The 23,177-nt window shown below is 71.2% G+C and carries 25 protein-coding genes; 5 read left to right on the plus strand and 20 right to left on the minus strand.

The annotated features are described in order from the left end of the window. Positions 1 to 41 precede the first annotated feature (41 nt). Entirely contained in the window at positions 42 to 1,229 is a 1,188-nt protein-coding gene (locus OG905_RS16675) for a THUMP-like domain-containing protein (RefSeq protein WP_328682397.1), read from the plus strand. A gap of 35 nt (positions 1,230 to 1,264) precedes the next feature. Further along, a complete protein-coding gene (locus OG905_RS16680) occupies positions 1,265 to 1,570 on the plus strand; it encodes a hypothetical protein (RefSeq protein ID WP_328670924.1) in 306 nt (101 codons plus the stop codon). A gap of 7 nt (positions 1,571 to 1,577) precedes the next feature. On the opposite strand, the gene OG905_RS16685 is transcribed toward OG905_RS16680, so the two are convergent. The 7 genes from OG905_RS16685 to tsaB form a co-directional block, all read right to left on the minus strand. Continuing rightward, the gene (locus tag OG905_RS16685; protein WP_328670926.1) at positions 1,578 to 2,228 is read right to left on the minus strand and encodes a hypothetical protein; all 651 of its coding nucleotides are present in this window, start codon (positions 2,226 to 2,228) and stop codon (positions 1,578 to 1,580) included. 80 nt (positions 2,229 to 2,308) lie between these two features. Beyond that, positions 2,309 to 3,541: an RNA polymerase sigma factor gene (locus OG905_RS16690; RefSeq protein ID WP_328670928.1), complete on the minus strand. Its 1,233-nt coding sequence runs from the start codon at positions 3,539 to 3,541 to the stop codon at positions 2,309 to 2,311. 48 nt (positions 3,542 to 3,589) lie between these two features. Next, positions 3,590 to 3,946 carry a YciI family protein gene (locus OG905_RS16695; RefSeq protein ID WP_328670930.1) on the minus strand — a complete coding sequence of 119 codons (357 nt, stop codon included), beginning with the start codon at positions 3,944 to 3,946 and terminating at the stop codon, positions 3,590 to 3,592. A 155-nt stretch (positions 3,947 to 4,101) separates the two neighbouring features. After that, the gene (locus tag OG905_RS16700) at positions 4,102 to 4,365 is read right to left on the minus strand and encodes a hypothetical protein (RefSeq protein ID WP_328670932.1); all 264 of its coding nucleotides are present in this window, start codon (positions 4,363 to 4,365) and stop codon (positions 4,102 to 4,104) included. Beyond that, positions 4,362 to 5,453 carry a tRNA (adenosine(37)-N6)-threonylcarbamoyltransferase complex transferase subunit TsaD gene (tsaD, locus tag OG905_RS16705; RefSeq protein WP_328670934.1) on the minus strand — a complete coding sequence of 364 codons (1,092 nt, stop codon included), beginning with the start codon at positions 5,451 to 5,453 and terminating at the stop codon, positions 4,362 to 4,364. Before tsaD ends, OG905_RS16700 begins: the two co-directional genes overlap by 4 nt. Positions 5,454 to 5,456: 3 nt before the next feature. Next, complete coding sequence (rimI, locus tag OG905_RS16710; RefSeq protein WP_328682399.1) at positions 5,457 to 5,909, minus strand: ribosomal protein S18-alanine N-acetyltransferase; 453 nt, start codon at positions 5,907 to 5,909, stop codon at positions 5,457 to 5,459. 29 nt (positions 5,910 to 5,938) lie between these two features. Beyond that, positions 5,939 to 6,592, minus strand: a complete 654-nt coding sequence (tsaB, locus tag OG905_RS16715) for a tRNA (adenosine(37)-N6)-threonylcarbamoyltransferase complex dimerization subunit type 1 TsaB (protein ID WP_328670936.1) — start codon at positions 6,590 to 6,592, stop codon at positions 5,939 to 5,941. 102 nt (positions 6,593 to 6,694) lie between these two features. Here tsaB and OG905_RS16720 point away from each other — a divergent pair, with 102 nt between their 5' ends. Next, on the plus strand, positions 6,695 to 7,255 hold the full coding sequence (locus OG905_RS16720) for a L,D-transpeptidase (protein ID WP_328670938.1): 561 nt from the start codon (positions 6,695 to 6,697) through the stop codon (positions 7,253 to 7,255). A 39-nt stretch (positions 7,256 to 7,294) separates the two neighbouring features. Here OG905_RS16720 and OG905_RS16725 read toward each other — a convergent pair whose 3' ends face one another. The 9 genes from OG905_RS16725 to OG905_RS16765 all read right to left on the minus strand — a co-directional run bounded on the left by OG905_RS16725 (position 7,295) and on the right by OG905_RS16765 (position 16,272). Then, positions 7,295 to 7,480, minus strand: a complete 186-nt coding sequence (locus OG905_RS16725) for a hypothetical protein (protein ID WP_328670940.1) — start codon at positions 7,478 to 7,480, stop codon at positions 7,295 to 7,297. Between the two features lie 167 nt (positions 7,481 to 7,647). Beyond that, positions 7,648 to 8,196 (minus strand): tRNA (adenosine(37)-N6)-threonylcarbamoyltransferase complex ATPase subunit type 1 TsaE, encoded by a 549-nt coding sequence (gene tsaE / locus OG905_RS16730; RefSeq protein WP_328670942.1) that lies wholly within the window; start codon positions 8,194 to 8,196, stop codon positions 7,648 to 7,650. Further along, positions 8,168 to 9,394, minus strand: coding sequence for an alpha/beta fold hydrolase (locus OG905_RS16735; RefSeq protein ID WP_328670944.1), 1,227 nt, complete (start codon positions 9,392 to 9,394; stop codon positions 8,168 to 8,170). Before OG905_RS16735 ends, tsaE begins: the two co-directional genes overlap by 29 nt. 10 nt (positions 9,395 to 9,404) lie before the next feature. Further along, complete coding sequence (gene alr, locus OG905_RS16740) at positions 9,405 to 10,562, minus strand: alanine racemase (protein WP_328670946.1); 1,158 nt, start codon at positions 10,560 to 10,562, stop codon at positions 9,405 to 9,407. 186 nt (positions 10,563 to 10,748) lie between these two features. After that, a complete protein-coding gene (locus OG905_RS16745) occupies positions 10,749 to 12,194 on the minus strand; it encodes an NAD(P)H-hydrate dehydratase (protein ID WP_328670949.1) in 1,446 nt (481 codons plus the stop codon). 4 nt (positions 12,195 to 12,198) lie between these two features. Continuing rightward, complete coding sequence (locus tag OG905_RS16750) at positions 12,199 to 12,567, minus strand: holo-ACP synthase (protein WP_266486630.1); 369 nt, start codon at positions 12,565 to 12,567, stop codon at positions 12,199 to 12,201. Continuing rightward, positions 12,564 to 14,411 carry a glutamine--fructose-6-phosphate transaminase (isomerizing) gene (glmS, locus tag OG905_RS16755; protein WP_328670951.1) on the minus strand — a complete coding sequence of 616 codons (1,848 nt, stop codon included), beginning with the start codon at positions 14,409 to 14,411 and terminating at the stop codon, positions 12,564 to 12,566. Before glmS ends, OG905_RS16750 begins: the two co-directional genes overlap by 4 nt. A gap of 59 nt (positions 14,412 to 14,470) precedes the next feature. Further along, entirely contained in the window at positions 14,471 to 15,280 is an 810-nt protein-coding gene (locus OG905_RS16760) for an ABC transporter permease (protein WP_328670953.1), read from the minus strand. Then, positions 15,277 to 16,272, minus strand: coding sequence for an ATP-binding cassette domain-containing protein (locus OG905_RS16765; RefSeq protein WP_328670955.1), 996 nt, complete (start codon positions 16,270 to 16,272; stop codon positions 15,277 to 15,279). The genes OG905_RS16760 and OG905_RS16765 overlap by 4 nt, the downstream gene beginning before the upstream one ends. 151 nt (positions 16,273 to 16,423) lie before the next feature. On the opposite strand from OG905_RS16765, the gene coaA reads away from it, so the two are divergent. Together coaA and OG905_RS16775 are read left to right on the plus strand one after the other, a co-directional pair. Then, entirely contained in the window at positions 16,424 to 17,419 is a 996-nt protein-coding gene (gene coaA / locus OG905_RS16770) for a type I pantothenate kinase (protein WP_328670957.1), read from the plus strand. Between the two features lie 2 nt (positions 17,420 to 17,421). After that, positions 17,422 to 18,372: a DUF389 domain-containing protein gene (locus OG905_RS16775; protein ID WP_328670959.1), complete on the plus strand. Its 951-nt coding sequence runs from the start codon at positions 17,422 to 17,424 to the stop codon at positions 18,370 to 18,372. A gap of 34 nt (positions 18,373 to 18,406) precedes the next feature. Here OG905_RS16775 and glmM read toward each other — a convergent pair whose 3' ends face one another. The 4 genes from glmM to OG905_RS16795 form a co-directional block, all read right to left on the minus strand. After that, positions 18,407 to 19,765, minus strand: a complete 1,359-nt coding sequence (gene glmM / locus OG905_RS16780) for a phosphoglucosamine mutase (RefSeq protein WP_328670962.1) — start codon at positions 19,763 to 19,765, stop codon at positions 18,407 to 18,409. Positions 19,766 to 19,906: 141 nt separating this feature from the next. After that, positions 19,907 to 20,425 carry a 30S ribosomal protein S9 gene (gene rpsI / locus OG905_RS16785; RefSeq protein WP_328670964.1) on the minus strand — a complete coding sequence of 173 codons (519 nt, stop codon included), beginning with the start codon at positions 20,423 to 20,425 and terminating at the stop codon, positions 19,907 to 19,909. 42 nt (positions 20,426 to 20,467) lie between these two features. Next, positions 20,468 to 20,911: a 50S ribosomal protein L13 gene (gene rplM / locus OG905_RS16790; protein ID WP_100108616.1), complete on the minus strand. Its 444-nt coding sequence runs from the start codon at positions 20,909 to 20,911 to the stop codon at positions 20,468 to 20,470. 604 nt (positions 20,912 to 21,515) lie between these two features. Continuing rightward, on the minus strand, positions 21,516 to 23,138 hold the full coding sequence (locus tag OG905_RS16795) for an ABC-F family ATP-binding cassette domain-containing protein (protein WP_328670969.1): 1,623 nt from the start codon (positions 23,136 to 23,138) through the stop codon (positions 21,516 to 21,518). Positions 23,139 to 23,177: the final 39 nt, after the last annotated feature.

Here is a 23,177-nt window from a genome sequence, read left to right on the forward strand (position 1 = left end):
ACACCGCCACCACGGGCGCACCATCCCCCGCCTGGCCCACAATGGGCCGGGTGAACGACCTCGATCCCCTCGCCTCCTTCGCCGCACTGCTCACCGAGGAGGGACGGGCGCTGCTCGACTCCCTGGTCGACTACGACCCGGCGAAGGAGCTGGCCACGGCCACCCGACTGCGCCGCGAGCACCCGGCGGAACTGGTCTCGGCGGCCCTCGGGCAGGCGCGCCTGCGGCAGCGTGCGATCGCGAAGTTCGGGCCCGAGGACGCACGGCGGATGTTCTTCACGCCGAACGGCGTCGAGCAGGCGACGCGCAGCTCCGTCGCCTCGTACCGCGCCGGGCGCTTCGCCTCCCTGGGCGTGCGCAGCGTGGCGGACCTGTGCAGCGGCATCGGCGGCGACGCCATCGCACTCGCCCGCCAGGGCATCTCCGTACTGGCGGTGGACCGGGACCCGCTGACGGCACAGGTCGCACGGGCGAACGCCCGGGCGCTGGGGCTGGCCGAGCTGATCGAGGTCCGGTGCGCCGATGTCACGGAGATCGACACGGCGCCGTACGACGCGGTGTTCGTGGACCCGGCGCGGCGGGGCGGCAGGGGCAGGATCTTCGACCCCGAGGCCTACTCCCCGCCCCTGTCCTGGGCGATCGCCGCGGCCCGCACCCGCCCGCACGCGGCCCTCAAGATCGCCCCCGGCATCCCGCACGAGGCGATCCCCGAGGACGCCGAGGCGGAGTGGATCTCGGACGGCGGCGACGTGAAGGAGGCGGTGCTCTGGTTCGGCACCCGCCCCTCCACCCTCGGCGCGACCCTGCTTCCGGGCCCGCACTCCCTCACCGGCCGCGGCCTGCCCGACCCCGGCGTCAGGAAGGTCGGCCGCTATCTGTACGAGCCGGACGGCGCCGTCATCCGTGCGCATCTGGTCGCCGAGGCCGCCGAGCAGCTGGACGGCGGGCTGATCGACGAGACGATCGCGTACATCACGGCGGACGTGCTCCGCCCGACGCCGTACGCGAACGCGTACGAGATCACTGATGAACTCCACTTCAATCTGAAGAAGTTGAAGGCGCTGCTGCGGGAACGCGGCGTCGGCGTACTCACGGTGAAGAAGCGCGGCTCGGCGGTGGAACCGGAGGAGCTGCGCCGCAAGGTGAAGCCGCACGGACCGAACGCGGCGACGGTGTTCCTGACGCGAGTGGCGGGTGCGCCGACGATGCTGATCGGGCGGCCTGCGTAATCCGGGTCACACTGGGCCCGCGGTATGCAACCGCGGTGCTGACCAGATGGGAAACGTGGGCGCGTTTCCCACTCCTGATCGACATCGATCGCTGGGCCCACGACGACGAGTACGACTCGTTCGAGGCGAGCGTCCAGGGACGCATCGACGCGGGACACCCCTTGTGCGACTCGGAGCTCGTGCCTGCCGTCGCGCAGGCGCTGGAGGCCCTGGCACTCTGCGCCGAGTCCGGCAGCTTCGCCGCCGCCCTGCTCTCGCACGCGTCCGGCGCGACACAGGACTTGCTGGCCGTCTACGCCGAACTGGGCCACGCCCACATGCGGACCCACCACCGCCCCTGAGCGCAGGTCAGCGGTGCGCGCCGCCCGCCGCGGCCGTCGGGGCGCCCGCCGGCAGCCGCACCGCCCACCGGTAGTGACTCACCGCCTTCCCGACACCGAGCAGGCCCGTCAGCCACAGGATCAGGCCCAGGCCCATCATCACCACGACCTGCGCATACGTATCCCGGCCGGGCTCCGCCTCCGCCGGGGTCACGATCGACAGCCACAGGCCCAGTGCGCACAGCAGGAACGACGGTACGAACCAGCACAGGCTCAGGCCCGGTGAGCGGAAGCGGGCGTCCGTCGTCGGGTCGCGGTCCAGGGACGACCACTTCAGGAGCCGTTCGCGTACGACCTTGTCGCGGCGGACACCCAGACCGATCATGATCCCCGTCGGCAGCAGGAACCCGGCACCCATGCACGCGAGGATCACTCCGAACCCGGCGCTGAGCACGTCGGGGCGCGCTTCGAAGATCTTCAGCGCCCCGCCGACGAGACCCCAGCCCGCAGCGAAGCCCACCGCCATCAGCCAGAGCAGCATCAGTTGCGACGCCCCCATGCTGAGGCGGCTCAACTCGCCCATCGCCCTGGCACGGTCCGCGAGCAGCGACTCACGGTCGGGCCAGGCCCGCACGGACTCGGGCGGCGGCGGAGGCGGCGGGAGCGGGTGGCTGGGCATGCTGTTCCTTCACGGGGTGCGCGGCGACGTCAACTCCCCGACCGTATCGGAGCGGTGATCGCTCAGGTCAGCAGCCCGGGTCAGCCGGATTCCCGGGCCCGCTTCAGCAGGAGTTCCCGCTCCCGTGCGTTACGGGTCAGGGACGCCGCCCGCTCGAACTCCGCCCGCGCCTCCTCCGTACGCCCCACCCGCTCCAGCAGGTCGCCTCGTACGGTCGGCAGCAAGTGGTAGTCCTTCAGCGCCGGTTCGTCGGCAAGGGCGTCGACCAGCTCCAGGCCGGCCTCGGGGCCCTCTGCCATCGAGACGGCCACCGCCCGGTTTAGTTCCACGACCGGCGAGGGCATCAGCGCCACCAACTGCCCGTACAGCGTGGCGATCGTCGCCCAGTCCGTGTCCTCGTACGTGACCGCCTGCGTGTGGCACGCGGCGATCGCGGCCTGGAGGGCGTACGGTCCACGGCCCGCACGGTGCAGTGCCTCGACGCCGCGGCGGATCAGCAGGCGGTTCCACCGGGAGCGGTTCTGGTCGGCAAGCAGGACGGGCTCGCCGTCCGGGCCCGTCCGGGTCGGGATGCGCGAGGCCTGGAACTCCAACAGCGCGGCCAGGCCGTGCACTTCGGGCTCCTTCGGCATCAGCCCCTGCAGCACCCGGGCCAGCCGCAGCGCGTCCTCGCAGAGCGCCGGTCGTACGAGGTCGTCGCCTGCCGTGGCCGAGTACCCCTCGTTGAAGACCAGGTAGATGACCTCGAGCACCGAGCCGAGGCGCTCCGCGCGGTCGGAGCCGTACGGGACCTCGAAGGGGACGCCCGCCTTCGCGAGCGACCGCTTCGCGCGGACGATGCGCTGGGCCACCGCGGGCTCGGTGGCCAGGAACGCGCGAGCGATCTCCTCGGTGGTCAGGCCGCCGAGGAGCTTGAGCGTGAGTGCGATCCGGGCGTCCGTCGACAGCACCGGGTGGCATGCGGTGAAGATCAGCCGCAGCAGGTCGTCGTCGATGTCGTCGGGACCCGACGGCTCGTGCGGCGGCGCTGCGTCCTCCAGGTCCCGTCCGACCTCGGCGAGCTTGCGGGCGTACGTCTCCTTGCGGCGTACGAGATCGATCGCCCGGTGTTTGGCGGTGGCCATGAGCCAGGCGCCCGGCTTGTCCGGGACACCCGACTCCGGCCACTGCTCCAGCGCGGCGACCAGAGCGTCCTGCGCGAGCTCCTCGGCGATGCCCACGTCCCGCACGATGCGGGTGACACCGGCGATGATCCGCGCCGACTCGATCCTGAATACCGCTTCGACCGTTTCGGTCGCGCTTGCTGCCGTCACGGCCACCCATCAGAGCAGCCGTACCGAGGCGGGGCAAGCGCGGCCGGATCAGCCTTCGGCGATCTGGCGCAGCTCGCAGGTGACCGCCCACTGCTTCGGGTGGATCTCCAGGAAGCGCTTGGTCCATTCGAGCGCCTCGGCCTTGTCCTTGCACTGCATGATGGCGTAGCCGCCGATGACTTCCTTGCTCTCGGTGAAGGGCCCGTCGGTGTAGCTCAGCTTCCCGCCGGACCAGCTCACGCGGGTGCCGTCGGAGGTCGGGGTGAGCCCCGCCGTGTCCAGCATGACCCCGGCCTTGGTGATCTCCTCCAGCAGGTTGCCCATGCGCTCGTTGAAGTCCTCGGGGAAGTCCTCCCCGGCGAGCTCGTTCTCGTTGACACGGACCATCGACAGGAAGCGCGGCATGGTGACTCCTCGGTTCGGGAGAGCGGGGCCGTTCCCCGCCTCTCACCCATGCGTCGAACAGGAGACGGCCGGATCGACAGCCTCCCCGGGATTCTTCCGAGATTTTCCGCGGCGGGCACGGGTGCGGCCACCGGTACGGTCCGATCCGGGGCCGGCTACGGCTGCGTCTCGACCGACTCGAAGCGCCAGCGGTGGACCGGCCGCGTGATCAACTGAGCGTCGGGCTCCGGGAGTTCGGGCAGGTCGGCGCCCACGTCGTCCGCGTCCCACCAGGTGATGACCAGAACCCGGTCCTGCGGGGCGCGGAAGGTCTCCCGGCGCAGCGGCTCGCGCGCCAGCTCCTGGGCCCGCGCCCACTCCAGCAGCTCGGCGGCCCGGCCCTGGACCGCCCGGGCCTCCCACATCAGCGTGACGGTCACTTGTACAGGTTCTCCTTGCTGACCTCGTGCACATGGTCGTGGCCCCGACCGGGAACATGCGGATCGGTCACCGGAAGCGAGGAGTCCGCCGACAGCTCCAGGTCGGACGTCGGCCTGCCCCGCGCCACCATCTCCGCACCCAGCGCCGCCACCATCGCGCCGTTGTCCGTGCACAGCTTCGGCCGCGGAACCCGCAGCCGGATCCCGGCCCGCTCACAGCGCTCCTGGGCCAGCGCCCGCAGCCGCGAGTTGGCGGCCACTCCCCCGCCGATCATCAGGTGGTCCACGCCCTCGTCCTGACAGGCGCGTACGGCCTTGCGGGTCAGCACATCGACGACCGCCTCCTGGAAGGACGCCGCCACATCCCGTACCGGCACTTCCTCGCCCGCGGCCCGCTTGGCCTCGATCCAGCGGGCCACCGAGGTCTTGAGCCCCGAGAAGGAGAAGTCGTACGCCGCGTCGCGCGAGCCGGTCAGTCCGCGCGGGAACGCGATCGCAGCCGGGTCTCCCTCCTTCGCAAGACGGTCGATCACCGGACCGCCGGGGAAGCCGAGGTCGAGCACCCGGGCGATCTTGTCGAAGGCCTCGCCCGCCGCGTCGTCGATCGTCGCGCCGAGCGGACGTACGTCCGAGGTGATGTCGGGCGCGAGCAGCAGGGACGAGTGGCCGCCGCTGACCAGCAGTGCCATCGTCGGCTCGGGCAGCGGCCCGTGCTCCAGCTGGTCGACGCAGATGTGCGAGGCCAAGTGGTTCACGCCGTACAGCGGCTTGTTCAGCGCGTAGGCGTACGCCTTCGCCGCCGAGACGCCGACCAGCAGCGCGCCGGCGAGCCCCGGCCCTGCCGTCACCGCGATGCCGTCGAGGTCGCGCGCCGAGACGCCCGCCTCCTTCAGGGCGCGCTCGATGGTCGGCACCATCGCCTCCAGATGCGCGCGCGAGGCGATCTCGGGCACCACGCCGCCGAAACGGGCGTGCGTGTCCACGCTGGAGGCGACGGCGTCCGCGAGCAGGATCGTGCCGCGGACGATGCCGACGCCGGTCTCGTCGCAGGAGGTCTCGATGCCCAGTACGAGCGGTTCGTCAGCCATCTGTTAAGTCTCTGTTCCTTGTACGTGGAGCCGCATGACGAGGGCGTCGACATTGCCCGGCTGGTAGTAGCCGCGGCGGAATCCGATGGGCTCGAAGCCGAAGCGTTCGTACAGCTTCTGGGCCCTGGTGTTGTCCACGCGCACTTCGAGGAGCACCTCGTCGCACTCGAAGGCGGTGGCGTGCTGCAGCAGATCGGTCAGGAGCCGGGACCCGAGTCCCGTGCCCCACTGCTCGCGGGCGACCGCGATGGTCTGTACGTCACCGAGCCCGCCGGCCGCGGCGAGGCCCGCGTAGCCGACGATCTTCCCTTCGGCCTCGGCCACCACATAGCGGCGGGTGGCCTGCGGCCCGCGCGCATGGGCGAGCTCGGACCAGAACATCCCGGCCGACCAGGCGTCCTCGGGGAAGAGCGCGTGCTCGAGCGCGAGCACCGGCTCCAGGTCCCACCAGCGCATCTCACGCAGCACGGCGGTGGCGGTGTTGGTCACTTGGGGGTGACCACCTTGTAGTTCTTCGGCACCTGGGCGTCGGGCCTGCGCAGATACAGCGGCAGCGGCGGCAGGAACTGATCGCCCGCCGCCAGCTTCTCGGCCGCCAGCGCGGCGAGCGCCCCGGCCGAGACATGCTCGGGCCCGCGGGCGTCCGGGAAGGCCTCGGGGTAGAGCAGCGCACCGGCTCCGACGGCGGGCAGGCCCGCGAGCTGCTCGGCGATGTCGGCGGGCCGGTCGACGGACGGTTCGCCCACCCGGGCGCGCGCGGACTCGTACCGCGCCCAGTACACCTCTTTACGGCGCGCGTCCGTCGCCACCACGAACGGCTCCTGCAGACCGGAGGCGTACGCGAGGCCGTCCAGCGTGCACAGCCCGTACACCGGCACCCCCAGCGCCGAGCCGAAGGTCGCGGCCGTCACCAGGCCGACCCGCAGTCCGGTGTACGGACCGGGCCCGACCCCGGCCACCACCGCGGTGACGGCGTCGAGTTTCACCCCGGCCTCGGCAAGGACGCGGTCGACGGCGGGCAGCAGCAGTTCCCCATGGCGGCGCGCGTCGACGGACGAGGACTCGGCGACGACGGAGCTGCCGTCGTGGAGAGCGGCGGTGACGGCGGGCGTGGCGGTATCAACGGCGAGCAGGAGCACGCAAACAGCCTACGGCTCCGGCGGCCTGGCCACGGTGCCCCGTCCGAGCGTGCGGCTGCTGCTACCGTCACCACGGATACGTACATCAGAAAGGTGGGCACGGTGGCACGGAGCAGCTCGGGTCTCGTGGCCGGGCTCACGGCGGCAGCGCTGGCCGTCGTCGGATTCCTCGCCTACCAGGCGTCGGCGAGCGCCCCCGACCAGTTCGGCGGTCCCGCGACACCCAGTGCGGTCCCCTCGGCCCCGGCCTCCGGCGGCACCGGACAGAAGCCCAAGAACCCGCTGGCGCTGCCCGCGAAGTCGGGCAAGGGCGTGCGCGTGGTGTACTCGCTCGGCGAGCGGCGCGTGTGGCTGGTGGGCCGCAACGGCAAGCTGGAGCGGACCTTCGAGGTTATGCCGTCGACGGTCAGCCCGGTGCCCGGTGTGTACACCGTCACCTCGCGCTCCGGCAGCGTGCCCGGCTCCGACGGGGTGCGCATCGAGCATGTGGTGCGCTTCGCCAGCGTCGACAATGTGCCGATCGGGTTCAGCGCCGCGGTGAACGGGGCGCTGGCGAGCCCGGACCCGGACAAAAAGACCGGCGGCGTACGGATGAAGCGGGCGGACGGCGACGCGATGTGGACGTTCGCGGCGATCGGCTCGAAGGTCGTCGTCGTCCCGTAGCACAGCGCCCTGTACCTGGGCGCCCTTCACCCGAACGGACTACGCCGCGTCGCGGCGCGGTTCACGCTCCCCGGCGAGCTGCTCGTCGTGGGGCGGGGTGGAGACCGCGCTGGCCGCGGCACACGACGCCAGCAGATCACGCATCGACAGGGCCGACGGTGACATCGGCACAGGCGGCACCGGCGGCTGCTGCCGCGGCTCTGATTCGCGGTCCGATGCCGACATGGACGCCTCCTGGGGCTCCGGGGGCAGGCGTGGTTAGGTAGACCTAACCAGGTCTCAGTACCATGTGACCACGCCCGGTACGGCCCGCGCAACATTTTGCCGACGTCTTGTCGGAACGACCAACCCTTTCTGCGCGCGTCGCGCGCTTGGACCGGCCCCGTCGCGGCTCAGACCCCCAGGGCCGCCAGATCCACCTGTGCCCAGCGGGCGCCGAAGCCCGTCAACGTGACCTCGCGGTGCTCGTCGAGCTCCGGGAGTCCGGAGGTTGCCCCCAGGCAGGACACCGTGCCGACCATACGGTGGATCAGCACATGCAGCCGGTCCTCCGACAGGTCCTCGACCTTGCCGACTCCCCACTCCACGACCACCACCGACTCGGGCAGCGAGACATCGAGATCGAGGTCCTCCATCTCGTCGAGCCCGCCGCCCAGGCGGTACGCGTCCACATGGACCAGGGCAGGGCCCCCGGTCAGCGAAGGGTGGACGCGCGCGATGACAAAAGTCGGGGAAGTGACGGCGCCGCGGACCCCGAGGCCCTCACCCAGGCCCCGGGTCAGCGTCGTCTTGCCCGCGCCGAGCTCGCCAGTGAGCATCACCAGGTCGCCGGGGCGCAGCAGCTTCGCGAGGCTGCGCCCCAGCTCCTGCATCTGCTCGGGGGACTCGACAAAGAGACGGGCGGCGGCAGACTCAGCCGCCGGGCTGTGCGGTGCTTCCATACGGGCCAACGTTAGCCGGTGCCGGGACCGCGCCGACCCGGGCCAGCAGGTCCGCCAGCCGGTCGGTGACGACCTCCGGGTGCTCCAGCATCACCAGATGCCCGGCGTCCGGCACGATCACCAGCTCCGAGTCCGGCAGCAGGTCCGCGATCGCCTCGCTGTGCGAGCTCGGCGTCACCAGATCCTTGTCACCGGCCAGGACGAGCACCGGGACCTCCAGGAAGATCTCCAGCGCCCCGGCCTTGTCGTGCTCGACGAAGGCCGGATAGAACTCCGCGACCACATCGATCGGGGTCGACTCGATGAGCCGCTCCGCGAACCGCGCGACCGCCGGGTCCACGTCCTTGGACGAGAACGAATACCGCTTGATCAGGCCCGCGAACAGATCCGCGGTGGCGCGGCGGCCCCGCTCGACCAGTTCGGCCTGGGAGCCGAGCGCCTTGAGGACGCCCGGCAGCACGCGCCGTACGGCGTTCACGCCCGCGACCGGCAGCCCGTAGTTGACCTCGCCGAGCTGGCCGGACGAGGTGCCGACGAAGGCGACCCCGACGACCCGTTCCCGTACGAGCTCGGGGAACTGGTCGGCGAGCGCCATCACCGTCATCCCGCCCATGGAGTGCCCGACCAGCACGAGCGGGCCTTCGGGCGCGGCCGCGTCGATGACCGCCTTGAGGTCGCGGCCCAGCTGGTCGATGGTGACCGGAACGGCGTCCGGTCCCGACTGGGACGCGCCCCGGTCCGAGCGGCCGTGGCTGCGCTGGTCCCAGTGGACCGTACGCACGAGGCCACGCAGGGCGGCGCGCTGGAAGTGCCAGGAGTCCTGGCTCAGGCAGTAGCCGTGGCTGAAGACGACGGTGACCGGCGCGGGCACCTTGCGGCCGAAGAGCCGGCGGCGGCGCGGGGCGCCCGCCTCCGGGTCCACCTCGTCCGCCTCGTAGTAAATCTGGGTGCCGTCGTCGGCGGTCGCCGTGCCCGGCAGGCCGCGCAGGGAGCCGTACGGCCCCGAGGCGTCCAGCGCGAGCCGGGCCTTCTTGCGCATGCCGCGGCCGACCGTGAGGCGCTCGAGTGCGACGCCCGCGGCCGCGCCCGCGGCGATCACACCTATCGCGGCGCCGGCGATGCCCGCCTTGCGCCAGTTGCCCGTCGTGGCGGCCGTCGCCGCAGCCGCCACGACGTCCCCCGTGCTGGTCTCGCTCACCGTGCCGCTCCTACTCGTCGGAGTCCTCGTTCAGGTAGACGCGCGGAACCCTCGTTCCGATGCGGGTGACGATCTCGTACGCGATGGTGCCCGCCGCCTGGGCCCAGTCCTCGGCGGTCGGCTCGCCCCGGTCGCCCGGACCGAACAGCAGCGCTTCGGTGCCCTCGGCGATCGCCCCGCCGTCCGGTCCGAGGTCGACCACGAACTGATCCATGGCGACCCGGCCCGCGACCCGGCGCCACTTGCCGCCCACCAGAACCGGTCCACGGCCCGAGGCATGGCGCGGAATGCCGTCCGCGTAGCCGAGCGGGACGAGGCCGAGCGTCGTCTCCTGAGCCGTGACGTAGTGATGTCCGTAGCTGACGCCGTGACCGGCCGGGACCTGCTTGACCAGGGCCACGGACGCGGCCAGCGTCATCACGGGCCGCAGTCCGAAGTCCGCGGGCGTGCCCAGCTCGGGGCTGGGCGAGACACCGTAAAGGGCGATGCCGGTCCGGACGAGGTCGAAGTGCGACTCCGGAAGGGTCAGCGTCGCCGGGGAGTTGGCGATGTGCCGGACCTCAGGGGTGATGCCCGCCTTCTCGGCGTACGCCACCAGGTGGCGGAACACGTCCAGTTGAGCGGTGATCGAGGGGTGCCCGGGCTCGTCGGCACAGGCGAAGTGCGACCACAGGCCGGTGACCTCGACCGTGCCCTCGGCCTCGGCGGCGAGCGCGGCGGCGACCAGCTCGGGCCAGTCGGCCGGCTGGCAGCCGTTGCGCCCGAGGCCGGTGTCGGCCTTGAGCTGGATCCTGGCCGGGCGCCCCACCTCACGGGCGGCGGCGGTGACCTCCCGAAGGGCCCACATACCGCTCACCGACATGTCGAGATCGGCCTCGATGGCCTCGCGCCAGGGCCCGCCCGGTGTCCACAGCCAGCACATCACGCGCGCCTGGATGCCCGCGGCGCGCAGGCCGAGGGCCTCGTGGGGTGTGGCGGTGCCCAGCCAGGTGGCACCCGCCTCGAGCGCGGCCTTCGCGCAGGGCACGATGCCGTGTCCGTACGCGTCCGACTTCACCACGGCCATCAGGGCAGCACGGGGTGCGCGGGCGCGGAGCGCGCGGACGTTGGCGCGCAGGGCCGCGAGGTCGATCTCGGCACGGGCTCTCATGGGTGGTGTCTGGCTCATCGCGCCCAGTGTCTCAGAGCCTTACGACAGCGCTCGTACAACGGTTGTGCGGTTCCTCACGACGTGACCGCCTGCGGCGGGGCTGAATTCCTCAGCCCGTCCGGCGTTTGAGGACATGCGGCCGGAGGTCGCATACGGGGTCTGGGGCGAAGCCCCAGTTACAGGAGGGGGCGGGGTGGGGGCTCCTCAATCCTGGACGTCCCGCCACGCATACGGCAGCGCCTCCGCCACCTCGTACGACGTGATCGGCGTGCCCTCCGCCGCCGCGTGTCGCGCCGCCAGGCCGTGCAGATACGCCGCCACCGAGCCCGCGTCCCGCGCGTCCAGGCCCGCGGCCAGCAGCGAGCCCGCCAGGCCGGAGAGGACGTCGCCGCTTCCGGCCGTGGCAAGCCAGGGCGTGCCCATCGGGTTCACACGGACCGGGGACCGGTCGCCGTCCGGCGCGGCGACCAGGGTGGTCGAGCCCTTGAGCAGCACCGTCGCCCCGTAGCGCGCTGCCAGTTCCCGTACGGAGGCGAGCCGCGCGGACTCGACGTCCTCGCGCGGTACGCCCAGCAGCGCGGCCGCCTCGCCCGCGTGCGGCGTCAGCAGCGTGGGCGCGCTCCTGCCGCGTACCGTCACCGCGTCCAGCAGCCGCAGCCCGTCCGCGTCGACCAGCACCGGTACGTCGGAGTCCAGTACGTCCCGTACGGCATCCACCGCATCGCCCCCGTCGCCGAGCCCCGGGCCGACCACCCACGCCTGCACACGGCCCGCCTTGGACGGCGGTCCGGCGTGCACCAGTGCCTCGGGGAAGCGGGCGATCACGGCGAGGGCCGCGGGACCGACGTACCGCACGGCGCCCGCCCCACCCCGCAGTGCGCCCGCGACCGCGAGCACGGCGGCGCCCGGGTAGCGCGCGGACCCGGCGACGACGCCGACGACACCCCGCCGGTACTTGTCGCTCTCGGCGGCCGGGACCGGCAACAGCTGTGCCACATCCACGTGTTGGAGCGCCTCGACATCGGGCACCGACGGCAGGTGGTCCTCGAGACCGATGCCGACGAGCCGCACCGTCCCCGCGTACTCCCGGGCCGGGTCGATCAGCAGCGCCGGCTTGTACGTGCCGAACGTCACCGTCGCGTCGGCGCGCAGCGCCTCGCCGTGCACCTCGCCGCTGTCCGCCTCGACCCCGCTCGGCAGATCGACCGCGACGACCGCCGCGTTGGACCCGCGCGCCGCCCGGATCACCGGCACCGCGTCCGGACGCAGCCCGCCGTGGCCGCCGATCCCGGTCACTCCGTCGAGCACCAGATCGGTGAAGGCCAGCACCTCGAAGGGGTCGTCCGCGACCCGTCCGCCCGCGCCGAGCAGCGCCGCGAGGCCGCCCTCGTGGGCGCGCGCGCCGAGCAGTACGGCCGCGACGCCCGCCCCGCGCCGGGCGAGCCGCGCCCCCGCGTACAGCGCGTCGCCGCCGTTGTCCCCGCTGCCCACGAGCAGCACGACCCTGGCTCCGTACACCCGGCCCAGCAGACCGGCGCAGGCGGCGGCCAGTCCGGCGGCCGCCCGTTGCATGAGCGCGCCCTCGGGCAGGCGCGCCATCAACTCGGCCTCGGCGGCCCGTACGGTCTCCACGCGGTAAGCGGTACGCATACGCTCAACCCTCCGCGATCACCACCGCCGACGCCACCCCCGCGTCGTGACTGAGCGACACATGCCAGGAGCGCACCCCGAGCTCGGCCGCCCGCGCCGCGACCGTCCCGCGCACCCGCAGCCGCGGCTGCCCGCTGTCCTCGACGTACACCTCGGCGTCGGTCCAGTGCAGTCCGCCCGGCGCGCCGAGCGCCTTGGCGACGGCCTCCTTCGCGGCGAACCGGGCCGCGAGGGAGGCGTATCCGCGCTGCTCACCGCTCGGCAGCAGCAACTCCCGCTCCAGGAAGACCCGTTCGGCCATCCCGGGCGTACGCCGCAGCGATGCGGCGAACCTGTCGATCTCGGCGACGTCGATCCCCACCCCGATGATCATTCGACGGTGACAGACTTCGCGAGGTTGCGCGGCTGGTCGACCTCGTTGCCGCGCGCGGTCGCCAGCTCGCAGGCGAAGACCTGCAGCGGCACGGTGGCCACCAGCGGCTGCAGCAGCGTCGGCGTCGCCGGGATCCGGATGAGATGGTCCGCGTACGGCACGACCGTCTCGTCCCCCTCCTCCGCGATCACGATCGTCCGCGCCCCGCGCGCCCGGATCTCCTGGATATTGGAGACGATCTTGTCGTGGAGAACGGAGCGCCCGCGCGGCGACGGCACCACGACCACCACCGGCAGATCCTCCTCGATCAGCGCGATGGGCCCGTGCTTGAGCTCACCGGCCGCGAAGCCCTCCGCGTGCATGTACGCGAGCTCCTTGAGCTTGAGCGCACCCTCCAGCGCCACCGGATAGCCCACATGCCGCCCCAGGAACAGCACCGTGTTCTTGTCTGCGAGCGAGCGTGCCAGCTCCCGTACCGGCTCCATCGTCTCCAGGACCCGCTCGACCTCGCCGGAGATCTGTGCCAGGTCGCGGATGACCGCCTGGATCTCGTCGCCCCACTTGGTGCCGCGCAGCTGGCCCAGATACAGCGCCACCAGATAACAGGCCACCAGCTGCGTCAGAAACGCCTTCGTGGAGGCGACCGCGACCTCGGGACCGGCGTGCGTGTACAGCACCGCGTCCGACTCCCGCGGGATCGTGGAGCCGTTCGTATTGCAGATGGCCAGCACCTTCGCGCCCTGCTCGCGCGCGTGCCGCACGGCCATCAGGGTGTCCATCGTCTCGCCCGACTGCGAGATCGCGATCACCAGCGTGCGCTGGTCCAGGATCGGGTCCCGGTAGCGGAACTCGCTCGCCAGCTCCACCTCGCACGGGATACGGGTCCAGTGCTCGATGGCGTACTTGGCGATCATCCCTGCGTGGAAGGCGGTACCGCAGGCCACGATGACGACCTTGGTCGCCTCCCGCAGCACCGACACCGGGATCCGCACCTCGTCGAGGCTGAGGGAGCCCTCCACGTCGATCCGGCCCAGCAGGGTGTCGGCGACCGCCTTCGGCTGCTCGGCGATCTCTTTGAGCATGAAGTAGTCGTAACCGCCCTTCTCGGCGGCCGACGCGTCCCAGTCCACGTGGTACGTGCGCACCTGCGCGGGCGCTCCGTCGAAGTCGGTGACGCTCACGCCGTCCCGGCGCAGCTCCACCACCTGGTCCTGCCCCAGCTCGATGGCCGAGCGCGTGTGCGCGATGAAGGCGGCCACGTCGGAGGCGAGGAAGGACTCGCCCTCTCCGACTCCGACGACCAGCGGGGAGTTCCGGCGTGCGCCGACCACGACGTCCGGCTCGTCCGCGTGCACGGCGACCAGCGTGAAGGCGCCCTGAAGCCGCCGGCACACCTGGCGCATCGACTCGGCCAGGTCGCCGCACGACGAGAAGGACTCGGCGAGCAGATGCGCCACGACCTCGGTGTCGGTCTCCGACGCCAGTTCGTGCCCGCGGTCGGTCAACTCGGCCCGCAGGGCGGCGAAGTTCTCGATGATCCCGTTGTGTACGACCGCGACACGTCCCGCGTTGTCCAGATGAGGGTGGGCATTGGCGTCGGTGGGCCCGCCATGGGTGGCCCACCTGGTGTGCCCGATGCCGGTGGAGCCGCTCGGCAGCGGCCGGCCCACCAACTCCTTCTCCAGATTGACGAGCTTGCCCGCCTTCTTCGCCGCGGCAAGCCCGCCGTCGGCGAGTACCGCCACACCGGCCGAGTCGTAGCCCCGGTACTCGAGCCGCTTGAGGCCCGCGATGACCACATCAAGCGCCGACTGTCCGCCGACGTAACCCACGATTCCGCACATGTCGGCAGCCTACGGCTCGCGCCTGTCACGTCCCAGACGGCAGGCGCGCACCGGCCGGGTCACGCTTTCGCCCGGTACGCCCGCATCGCCAACGGGTAGAAGACCGCGGCTATCCCGCCAGCCCACAGCAGCGACCACAGCACCGGCTCCGCGACCGGCCCGCCGAGCAGCAGACCGCGGTACGCGTCCGACAGATGCGTGACCGGGTTGACGTCGCTCCACGCCTGGAGCCAGCCCGGCATCGTGTCGACCACCACGAACGCGCTGCTGGTGAAGGTGATCGGGAAGATGATCGTGAAGGCGAATGCCTGGACCTTCTCCGCGTCGCCCGCCAGCATGCCGATCAGCACCGCGCTCCACGACACCGCCGCCGCGAAGACCACCAACAGCAGTGCGCCGAGCAGGAATCCGTTCCATCCGCCGGTGATCCTGAAGCCCAGCAGCAGGCCGAGGCCGATCATCAGCAGCATCGCCCACACATGCTTGGCGAGGTCCGCGACGATCCGGCCGACGAGCGGGGCGGAGCGGGCTATCGGCAGGCTGCGCAGCCGGTCGAAAACGCCTGTGGTCAGGTCGGTGTTGAGCGCCATCGCCGTGTACATCGTCATGAACAGCGTGTTCTGGACGATGATCCCTGGCAGCGCGTACTTCAGGTACTCCTGCGGCGAACCGGCCATCTGACCGCCCAGCACGAACGTGAAGAGGAACACGAACATGATCGGCGTGATGCTGTAGTCCACCAGCTCCAGCGGGTTGTGCTTGACCGCCACCAGACTCCGCCAGGCCATCGTGAGGGTCTGCTGGAGCCCGGCAAGCGGTCGCACCCGGCCCGACGTGCCGATCGGAGCAGTGATCGTCGTCGCGGTCACAGCGAACTCACCGCCTTCTCGAACTCGCTCTCGTCCGCATCGGTCCCGTCCGGCTGCTCGGGCTCCGCACGGTGCCCGGTCAGCGACAGGAAGACCTCGTCCAGCGAGGAGCGCCGAAGCGTCAGCTCGCCCACCGCTATCCCCTCGCGGTCGAGCGTGCGCACCACCGAGGGCATCAGCTGAGGGTCCTTCACCGGCGCGGTGATCGACTGTCCCTCGATCTGGGTGTCCGGACCGGCTTCCCGGGCCACCAGCGCATGTGCACGCGCCAGGTCCTGCGCCAGCACCGGCCGCAGCTCGAGCACCTGGCCGCCGATCTGCGACTTGAGCTCGTCCGGGGTGCCCTCGGCGATGACCCGCCCCTTGTCGATCACGACGATGTCGTCGGCGAGCACATCCGCCTCGTTCAGATACTGCGTGGTCAGCAGGGCGGTGGCACCGTCCGCGACCAGGGCACGCAGCATGTCCCACAGCTCACCGCGACTGTGCGGGTCCAGGCCGGTGGTCGGCTCGTCCAGGAACAGGATGCGCGGCCGTCCGACCAGGCTGGCCGCCAGGTCCAGGCGTCGCCGCATACCGCCTGAGTACGTCTTCACCGCGCGTCCCGCCGCGTCGCTGAGCTGAAAGCGGCCCAGCAGCTCCGCCGCCCGTCCCCTTGCCTCGCCCCTCGGCAGACCGAGCAGGCGACCGATGAGCAGCAGATTCTCACTGCCGGTGAGGTTCTCGTCCACCGCGGCGTACTGCCCGGTCAGGCCGACGAGGGAGCGCACCACACCGGCCTCCCGCACGACGTCGTGTCCGGCCACCAGGGCTCTGCCACGGTCGGGCTGCAGCAGCGTGGCGAAGATCCGCACCGCCGTCGTCTTCCCTGCGCCGTTGGGCCCGAGCAGACCCAGCACCGTGCCCGTACGAGCCGCCAGATCCACTCCCGCCAGGGCCTCGGTCTCCTTGAACCGCTTGGCCAGGCCTTCCGCCTGAATCGCATACTTCATGGGGCCACCCCTCGGGGTTCACGGACGTCGGCAGGCGTCCACCTTTCCCATAACTGTGACGTACGCCACTGACATTCCGGCCGGGTCCCCGGCCCCCTCGCGTGATGGATCCCACCCGCCACTCAGGCCCGGCACACCCGACAATGACTGTGTGATCTCTTCGCCGCCACGAAGCGCCCACCGCCGGGCTGAGCCTGCGTCGACGCCGTATGTCGACCTCACCCGCGCGGAGTGGAGCGCCCTGCGCGACAAAACCCCGCTCCCCCTCACCGCCGAGGAGGTCGAGCGGCTGCGCGGTCTGGGCGATGTCATCGACCTGGACGAGGTACGGGACGTGTACCTGCCGCTGTCCCGGCTGCTGAATCTGTATGTACAGGCCACGGCCGGTCTGCGGGGTGCGCTCAACACCTTCCTGGGCGACGCCGGAAACGGCCACGGCGAGCAGCGCGGCACCCCCTTCGTCATAGGCGTCGCCGGGTCCGTCGCGGTCGGAAAGTCCACCGTCGCGCGTGTCCTCCAGGCGATGCTGGCCCGCTGGCCGGAGCACCCGCGGGTCGAGCTGGTCACCACCGACGGCTTCCTGCTGCCGATGAAGGAGCTGGAGTCCCGCGGACTGATGTCGCGCAAGGGCTTCCCCGAGTCGTACGACCGCCGTGCGCTGACCCGTTTCGTCGCCGACATCAAGGCGGGCAAGGACGAGGTCACCGCCCCCGTCTACTCCCACCTGATCTACGACATCGTTCCGGACGAGCGCCTCACGGTCCGCCGCCCCGACATCCTGATCGTCGAGGGCCTCAACGTCCTCCAGCCGGCCCTGCCCGGCAAGGACGGCCGCACCCGCGTCGGCCTCGCCGACTACTTCGACTTCAGTGTGTACGTGGACGCGCGGCCCGAGGACATCGAGACCTGGTACCTCAACCGCTTCCGCAAGCTGCGCGAGACGGCCTTCCAGAACCCCTTCTCGTACTTCAGGAAGTACACCCAGGTCTCCGAGGAGGAGGCCCTGGACTACGCCCGTACGATGTGGCGCACCATCAACAAGCCCAATCTGCTGGAGAATGTGGCGCCGACGCGCGGCCGGGCCACGCTCGTGCTCCGCAAGGGACCCGACCACAAGGTGCAGCGCCTGTCCCTCCGTAAACTCTGAGCATGCTGCATCTGCGCCTGATCGTTCCTGCCGACCGTACGGACGAAGTCGTACGGACGGTGGAGAGGACGGTTGGCACCACCCACCTGGCCGTCGTCCCGGGCGTCGCCCGCAATCCCCGGGGCGACCTGGTGCTGTGCGACGTGGCGCGCGAGGCGGGCGACGAACTCATCGGCAGCCTGCGCGCGATGGGCATCGACAAGACCGGCTCGATCGCCGTCGAGAACATCGACCTGTCGCTCTCCAGTCGCGCCGACAAGGCGGAGGCGGAGGCGCCGGGCGAGGGCGCGGACGCGGTGCTCTGGGAGCACCTGACCGACGCGACCCACGAGGAGTCGACGCTCTCGGTCACCTACATCGCCTTCCTGACGCTGGCGACGATGATCGCGGCGTGCGGTGTGGTGCTCGACAACGCGATCCTGATCGTGGGCGCGATGGCGGTGGGCCCGGAGTTCGGCCCGCTGGCGGGGATCTGCACGGCCCTGGTCCAGCGCGCCCCGCGCCTGGCGTGGCGCTCGTTCCAGGCACTGATCGTGGGCTTTGCCGCGGCCATGCTGGCGACGGTGGCGTTCAGCTACTTCATGGACGCGGTGGGGCTCTTCGAGGCGGTAAAGCTGGGCGCCGAACGCCCCAACACCAACTTCATCTACCGCCCCGACGCATTCTCGTTCGTGGTCGCGGTGCTCGCGGGCTCGGCGGGCATGCTCTCGCTGACCTCGGCGAAGTCGGGGGCACTGGTGGGCGTCGCGATCTCGGTCACGACGGTCCCGGCCGCGGCGAACGCGGCGGTGGCCTTCAGCTATCAGGAGTACAAGCAGGCGTGGGGCTCGACGGAGCAACTGCTGCTGAATCTGCTGGGCATCGTGCTGGCGGGCACGCTGACACTGCTGGTGCAGAAGTTCCTGTGGGCCAGGCAGCGGGAGCGTACGGCGGCGAGCTCCGGAGGGGCCTGAATCAGACCCCTCCGGCTGTGTGGGTCCGGGAAGATCAGCCGAGCGCGGACTTGACCGCGTCCGCGAGCCGCCCCGCCACCGCGCGGGCCTGCTCGATGTCGGCGGCTTCGACCATGACCCGTACGAGCGGCTCGGTGCCCGAAGGACGCAGCAGTACGCGACCGGTGGCGCCCAGCTCGCGCTCCGCATCGGCCACGGCGCCTGCCAGCTCGGCGGAGGTCTTCACCCGGGACTTGTCGACGTCCGGGACGTTGATGAGCACCTGCGGCAGCCGGTTCATGACTGCGGCCAGGTCGGCCAGCGAACGGCCGGTCGCAGCGACCCGGGCCGCCAGCATCAGACCGGTGAGCGTGCCGTCGCCGGTCGTCGCGTGGTCGAGGACGATGACGTGCCCGGACTGCTCGCCGCCCAGGGCGTAGCCCTCGGCCTTCATCGACTCCAGTACGTACCGGTCGCCGACCGCGGTCTGCACCAGCTGTACGCCCTCGCGCTCCATCGCCAGCTTGAAGCCGAGGTTGGACATGACGGTGGCGACGACGGTGTCCTTGCGCAGCGTCCCGGCCTCGCGCATCGCCAGGGCGAGCACGGCCAGAATCTGGTCCCCGTCGACTTCCTCACCCGAGCCGTCGACGGCCAGGCAGCGGTCCGCGTCGCCGTCGTGCGCGATGCCGAAGTCGGCGCCGTGCTCGACGACGGCGGCCTTCAGCAGGCCCAGGTGCGTGGACCCGCAGCCGTCGTTGATGTTGAGCCCGTCCGGGTCGGCGCCGATGGTGACGACCTCGGCCCCGGCCCGTGCGAAGGCCTCGGGCGAGACGCGGGCGGCCGCGCCGTGCGCCTCGTCGAGGACGACCTTGAGGCCGTCGAGGCGGTTCGGCAGCACGGCGATCAGATGGGCGACGTACTTGTCGAAGCCCTCGTCGTAGTCGGCGACCCGGCCGACGCCCGCGCCGGTGGGCCGCTCCCAGGGCTCGCCGGTGCGGTGCTGCTCGTAGACCGTCTCGATTCGGTCCTCGAGCTCGTCGGCGAGCTTGTGGCCGCCGCGCGCGAAGAACTTGATGCCGTTGTCCGGCATGGCGTTGTGGCTCGCGGAGAGCATCACACCGAGGTCGGCACCGAGGGCGCCGGTGAGATACGCCACGGCGGGGGTGGGCAGCACACCGACGCGCAGGACGTCGACGCCCGCGCTCGCGAGACCCGCCACGACGGCGGCCTCCAGGAACTCTCCCGACGCTCGCGGATCACGGCCGACCACGGCGGTCGGCCGATGCCCTTCAAAGGTCCCCGCTTCGGCGAGCACATGCGCCGCAGCGACTGAGAGGCCGAGCGCGAGCTCCGCCGTCAGATCCGCATTGGCGACACCGCGCACGCCGTCCGTGCCGAAGAGTCGTCCCACAGCTGTCCTCCGAAATGCTCCGAAAATGCAAGCCTCTGGGCGCCATGGCCCGTTATACGCCCGAGGTAGTTGATAAACGAACGCCCCGGCAGCACGGAGTGCCGCCGGGGCGAACGTAAGCCGTACAGGCCAGCGAGCGATTTAGCGCTTGCTGTACTGCGGGGCCTTGCGGGCCTTCTTCAGACCGGCCTTCTTGCGCTCGACCGCACGGTCGTCGCGGGAGAGGAAGCCGGCCTTCTTCAGCGGGGCGCGGTTGTTGTCCACGTCCGCCTCGTTCAGGGCGCGGGCCACACCGAGGCGCAGGGCGCCGGCCTGGCCAGAGACGCCGCCACCCGAGATGCGGGCGATGACGTCGTAGCGGTTGTCGAGCTCGAGCACCTTGAAGGGCTCGTTGACTTCCTGCTGGTGCACCTTGTTGGGGAAGTACTCCTCAAGGGTGCGACCGTTGATCTTCCACTTGCCGGTGCCCGGGACGATCCGGACGCGGGCGATGGCGTTCTTGCGACGGCCCAGGCCGGCAGCCGGCTGCGGGTCGCCGAAGCGGGACGCCATGGACTCGGAGGTGTACTCGCCCTCGACGGGGGCTTCCGACTCGAAGGTCGTCACCTCGGCGAAGGTCTCTTCGCCCTCGAGCGGGGTCTCTGCAGTGGTCTCGGCCACGATTCTCCTCAGATTTCTTTTCGTCTTAGGGGGTGGCCGGAACTACTGCGCGACCTGGGTGATCTCGAACGGGACCGGCTGCTGAGCAGCGTGCGGGTGGTTCTCGCCCGCGTAGACCTTCAGCTTCGAGAGCATCTGACGGCCCAGGGTGTTCTTGGGGAGCATGCCCTTGACGGCCTTCTCGATGGCCTTCTCGGGGCTCTTGGCGAGCAGCTCGTCGTACCGGATGGAACGCAGACCACCCGGGTAGCCGGAGTGGCGGTACGCCATCTTCTGGGTCCGCTTGTTGCCGGAGAGGTGCACCTTCTCGGCGTTGATGATGATGACGAAGTCACCAGCGTCAACGTGCGGCGCGTAGATCGGCTTGTGCTTGCCCCGCAGAAGGGTGGCGGCGGTGGTCGCCAGACGGCCCAGGACAATGTCCTGCGCGTCGATGATGTGCCACTGGCGCGTCACATCGCCGGGCTTGGGGCTGTACGTACGCACGGTCGTATGCCTTCGCTTCTTCAGTGATGGGGTCTCCCCAAGCCCGCTAGGGCTGAGGGGACGGGTCCTGACAAGGCCACCCGGACGATCACGACAGCCTTGGCGGCGCTACGGGGACGCAACCCGAGTGCCTGCCGCTGGTCATCGGCCCGGTGGACCGGCGTAAGGGCCCCTCACGTGAGATAGAGCAAGCCAATACGCATAACGAACCAGAAGAATACCCGTGGTCCCCCACCTGGGTCAAAATGCGTGCGGCCCCTTGGCCGGTTCCCGCCCCCCGCCTGCGCCCAGGGTGCCCCTGTACGGGCTGCGTGGCACCCGGTCGCGGCTCGGGACCGGGGTTGCCCCTGGGGCCGGCAGCTGCCGCGCCCAGGGGCCTTCTGGGGGCCCGTCCGCACCCGGCGGCGGGAAGCTGCCGCCCCCAGAGCGGGGGCGAAGCACTCCAGGCGGCGGAGCCCTGCACCCCACCCGGCGAGGGGCGCAGCCCCCGCCCACACCCGGCGGCGCGAAGCTGCCACACTGCCGGGGTCCGGGGCGGAGCCCCGGGATTCAGGAAGGGGCGGGGTGGCGGAAAGCCCGCCGCAGGCGCCCCCCCGCCAACACCTCACCGCGCCCGCGCCACCCTCCCCTCGTCCCACACCGGCTCCCCCGCCTCCCGCACCACCCCGTCCGCCCCGAACACCAGATACCGGTCGAACGTCTTCGCGAACCACCTGTCGTGCGTCACCGCCAGCACCGTCCCCTCGTACGCCTCCAGCCCCTCCTGCAGCGCCTCCGCCGACTCCAGGTCCAGGTTGTCCGTCGGCTCGTCCAGCAGCAGCGCCGTCGTGCCCGCCAGCTCCAGGAGCAGGATCTGGAACCGCGCCTGCTGTCCGCCCGACAGCTTCTCGAAGCGCTGGTCGCCCTGCCGCTCCAGTTCGTAGCGCCGCAGCACCGACATCGCCCCGCCCCGGTCCTTCGCGTGCTCGGTCCACAGGATGTCGACCAGCGTCCGCCCGAGCAGTTCCGGATGCGCGTGCGTCTGCGCGAAGTGCCCGGGCACCACCCGCGCCCCCAGCTTCCACTCGCCCTTGTGCGCCACGGACGCGTCGCCCGCCAGCAGCCGCAGGAAGTGCGACTTCCCGGACCCGTTGGAGCCGAGCACGGCGACCCTCTCCCCGTAGAAGATCTCCAGCGAGAACGGTTTCATCAGCCCGGTGAGCTCAAGGCCGGCGCAGGTCACCGCCCGCACCCCCGTGCGCCCGCCCCGCAGCCGCATCGTGATGTCCTGCTCGCGCGGCGGCTCGGCCGGCGGGCCCGCCTCCTCGAACTTCTTGAAGCGCGTCTGCATCGCCCGGTACCGCGACGCCATGTCGGGGCTGATCGCCGCCTGCTGCCGCAGCCGCAGCACGAGCGCGCGCAGCCGCGCGTGCTCCTCGTCCCAGCGCCGCTTCAGCTCCTCGAAGCGCGCGAACCGCTCCCGCCGCGCCTCGTGATACGTACCGAAGCCTCCGCCGTGCACCCACACGTCCGACCCCGCTGGCCCCGGCTCCACGCTCACGATCTTCTCGGCCGTCCGCGACAGCAGCTCCCGGTCGTGGGAGACGAAGAGGACCGTCTTACGGGTCTCCTTCAGCCGGTCCTCCAGCCACCGCTTCCCCGGCACGTCCAGATAGTTGTCCGGCTCGTCAAGCAGCAGCACCTCGTCGGGCCCCCGCAGCAGCGCCTCCAGCACCAGCCGCTTCTGCTCGCCGCCGCTGAGGGTGCGCACCAGCCGCCACTGCGCGCTCTCGTACGGAACACCCAGCGCGGCCGTCGTGCACATGTCCCAGACCGTCTCGGCCTCGTACCCCCGCGCCTCCGCCCAGTCGCTCAGCGCCTGCGCGTACTTCATCTGCGCGGCCTCGTCGTCGACCGTCATGATCAGGTGTTCCGCGGCATCCACGGCCGCGGCCGCTTCCCTGATCCGCGGCTGGGCCACCGACACCAGCAGGTCGCGTACGGTCCGCTCGTCCCGTACGGATCCGACGAACTGCCGCATCACGCCGAGCCCGCCGCTCGACGACACCGTCCCGCCGTGCGGCTGCAGCTCACCCGCCATCAGCCGCAGCAGGGTCGTCTTGCCCGCGCCGTTCGCCCCGACCAGGGCGACCACCGCGCCTTCGCCCACTCGGAACGAGGCGTCGCCGAGGAGGACCCGCCCGTCCGGTAGGTAGTACTCCAGATGCGCCGCCTCGAGATGTCCCATGCTCCGATTCTCACCGCCGACGTCCCCTGGGCCCAACAG

Origin of the sequence: Streptomyces sp. NBC_00322 (genome assembly GCF_036147535.1) — a bacterium.
Lineage (GTDB): Bacteria > Actinomycetota > Actinomycetes > Streptomycetales > Streptomycetaceae > Streptomyces.

Bases quoted from the DNA above. Each gene is read 5' to 3' on its own strand.
- tsaE (WP_328670942.1), bottom strand. From the start codon at position 8,196: ATGGAAGCACCGCACAGCCCGGCGGCTGAGTCTGCCGCCGCCCGTCTC.
- OG905_RS16685 (WP_328670926.1), bottom strand. From the start codon at position 2,228: ATGCCCAGCCACCCGCTCCCGCCGCCTCCGCCGCCGCCCGAGTCCGTG.
- OG905_RS16750 (WP_266486630.1), bottom strand. From the start codon at position 12,567: ATGATCATCGGGGTGGGGATCGACGTCGCCGAGATCGACAGGTTCGCC.
- alr (WP_328670946.1), bottom strand. From the start codon at position 10,562: ATGAGCCAGACACCACCCATGAGAGCCCGTGCCGAGATCGACCTCGCG.
- glmS (WP_328670951.1), bottom strand. From the start codon at position 14,411: ATGTGCGGAATCGTGGGTTACGTCGGCGGACAGTCGGCGCTTGATGTG.
- OG905_RS16795 (WP_328670969.1), bottom strand. From the start codon at position 23,138: ATGGGACATCTCGAGGCGGCGCATCTGGAGTACTACCTACCGGACGGG.
- OG905_RS16765 (WP_328670955.1), bottom strand. From the start codon at position 16,272: ATGAAGTATGCGATTCAGGCGGAAGGCCTGGCCAAGCGGTTCAAGGAG.
- rimI (WP_328682399.1), bottom strand. From the start codon at position 5,909: ATGCGCTGGTGGGACCTGGAGCCGGTGCTCGCGCTCGAGCACGCGCTC.
- tsaD (WP_328670934.1), bottom strand. From the start codon at position 5,453: ATGGCTGACGAACCGCTCGTACTGGGCATCGAGACCTCCTGCGACGAG.
- OG905_RS16775 (WP_328670959.1), top strand. From the start codon at position 17,422: ATGCTGCATCTGCGCCTGATCGTTCCTGCCGACCGTACGGACGAAGTC.
- OG905_RS16725 (WP_328670940.1), bottom strand. From the start codon at position 7,480: ATGTCGGCATCGGACCGCGAATCAGAGCCGCGGCAGCAGCCGCCGGTG.
- OG905_RS16695 (WP_328670930.1), bottom strand. From the start codon at position 3,946: ATGCCGCGCTTCCTGTCGATGGTCCGTGTCAACGAGAACGAGCTCGCC.
- OG905_RS16745 (WP_328670949.1), bottom strand. From the start codon at position 12,194: ATGCGTACCGCTTACCGCGTGGAGACCGTACGGGCCGCCGAGGCCGAG.
- OG905_RS16675 (WP_328682397.1), top strand. From the start codon at position 42: ATGGGCCGGGTGAACGACCTCGATCCCCTCGCCTCCTTCGCCGCACTG.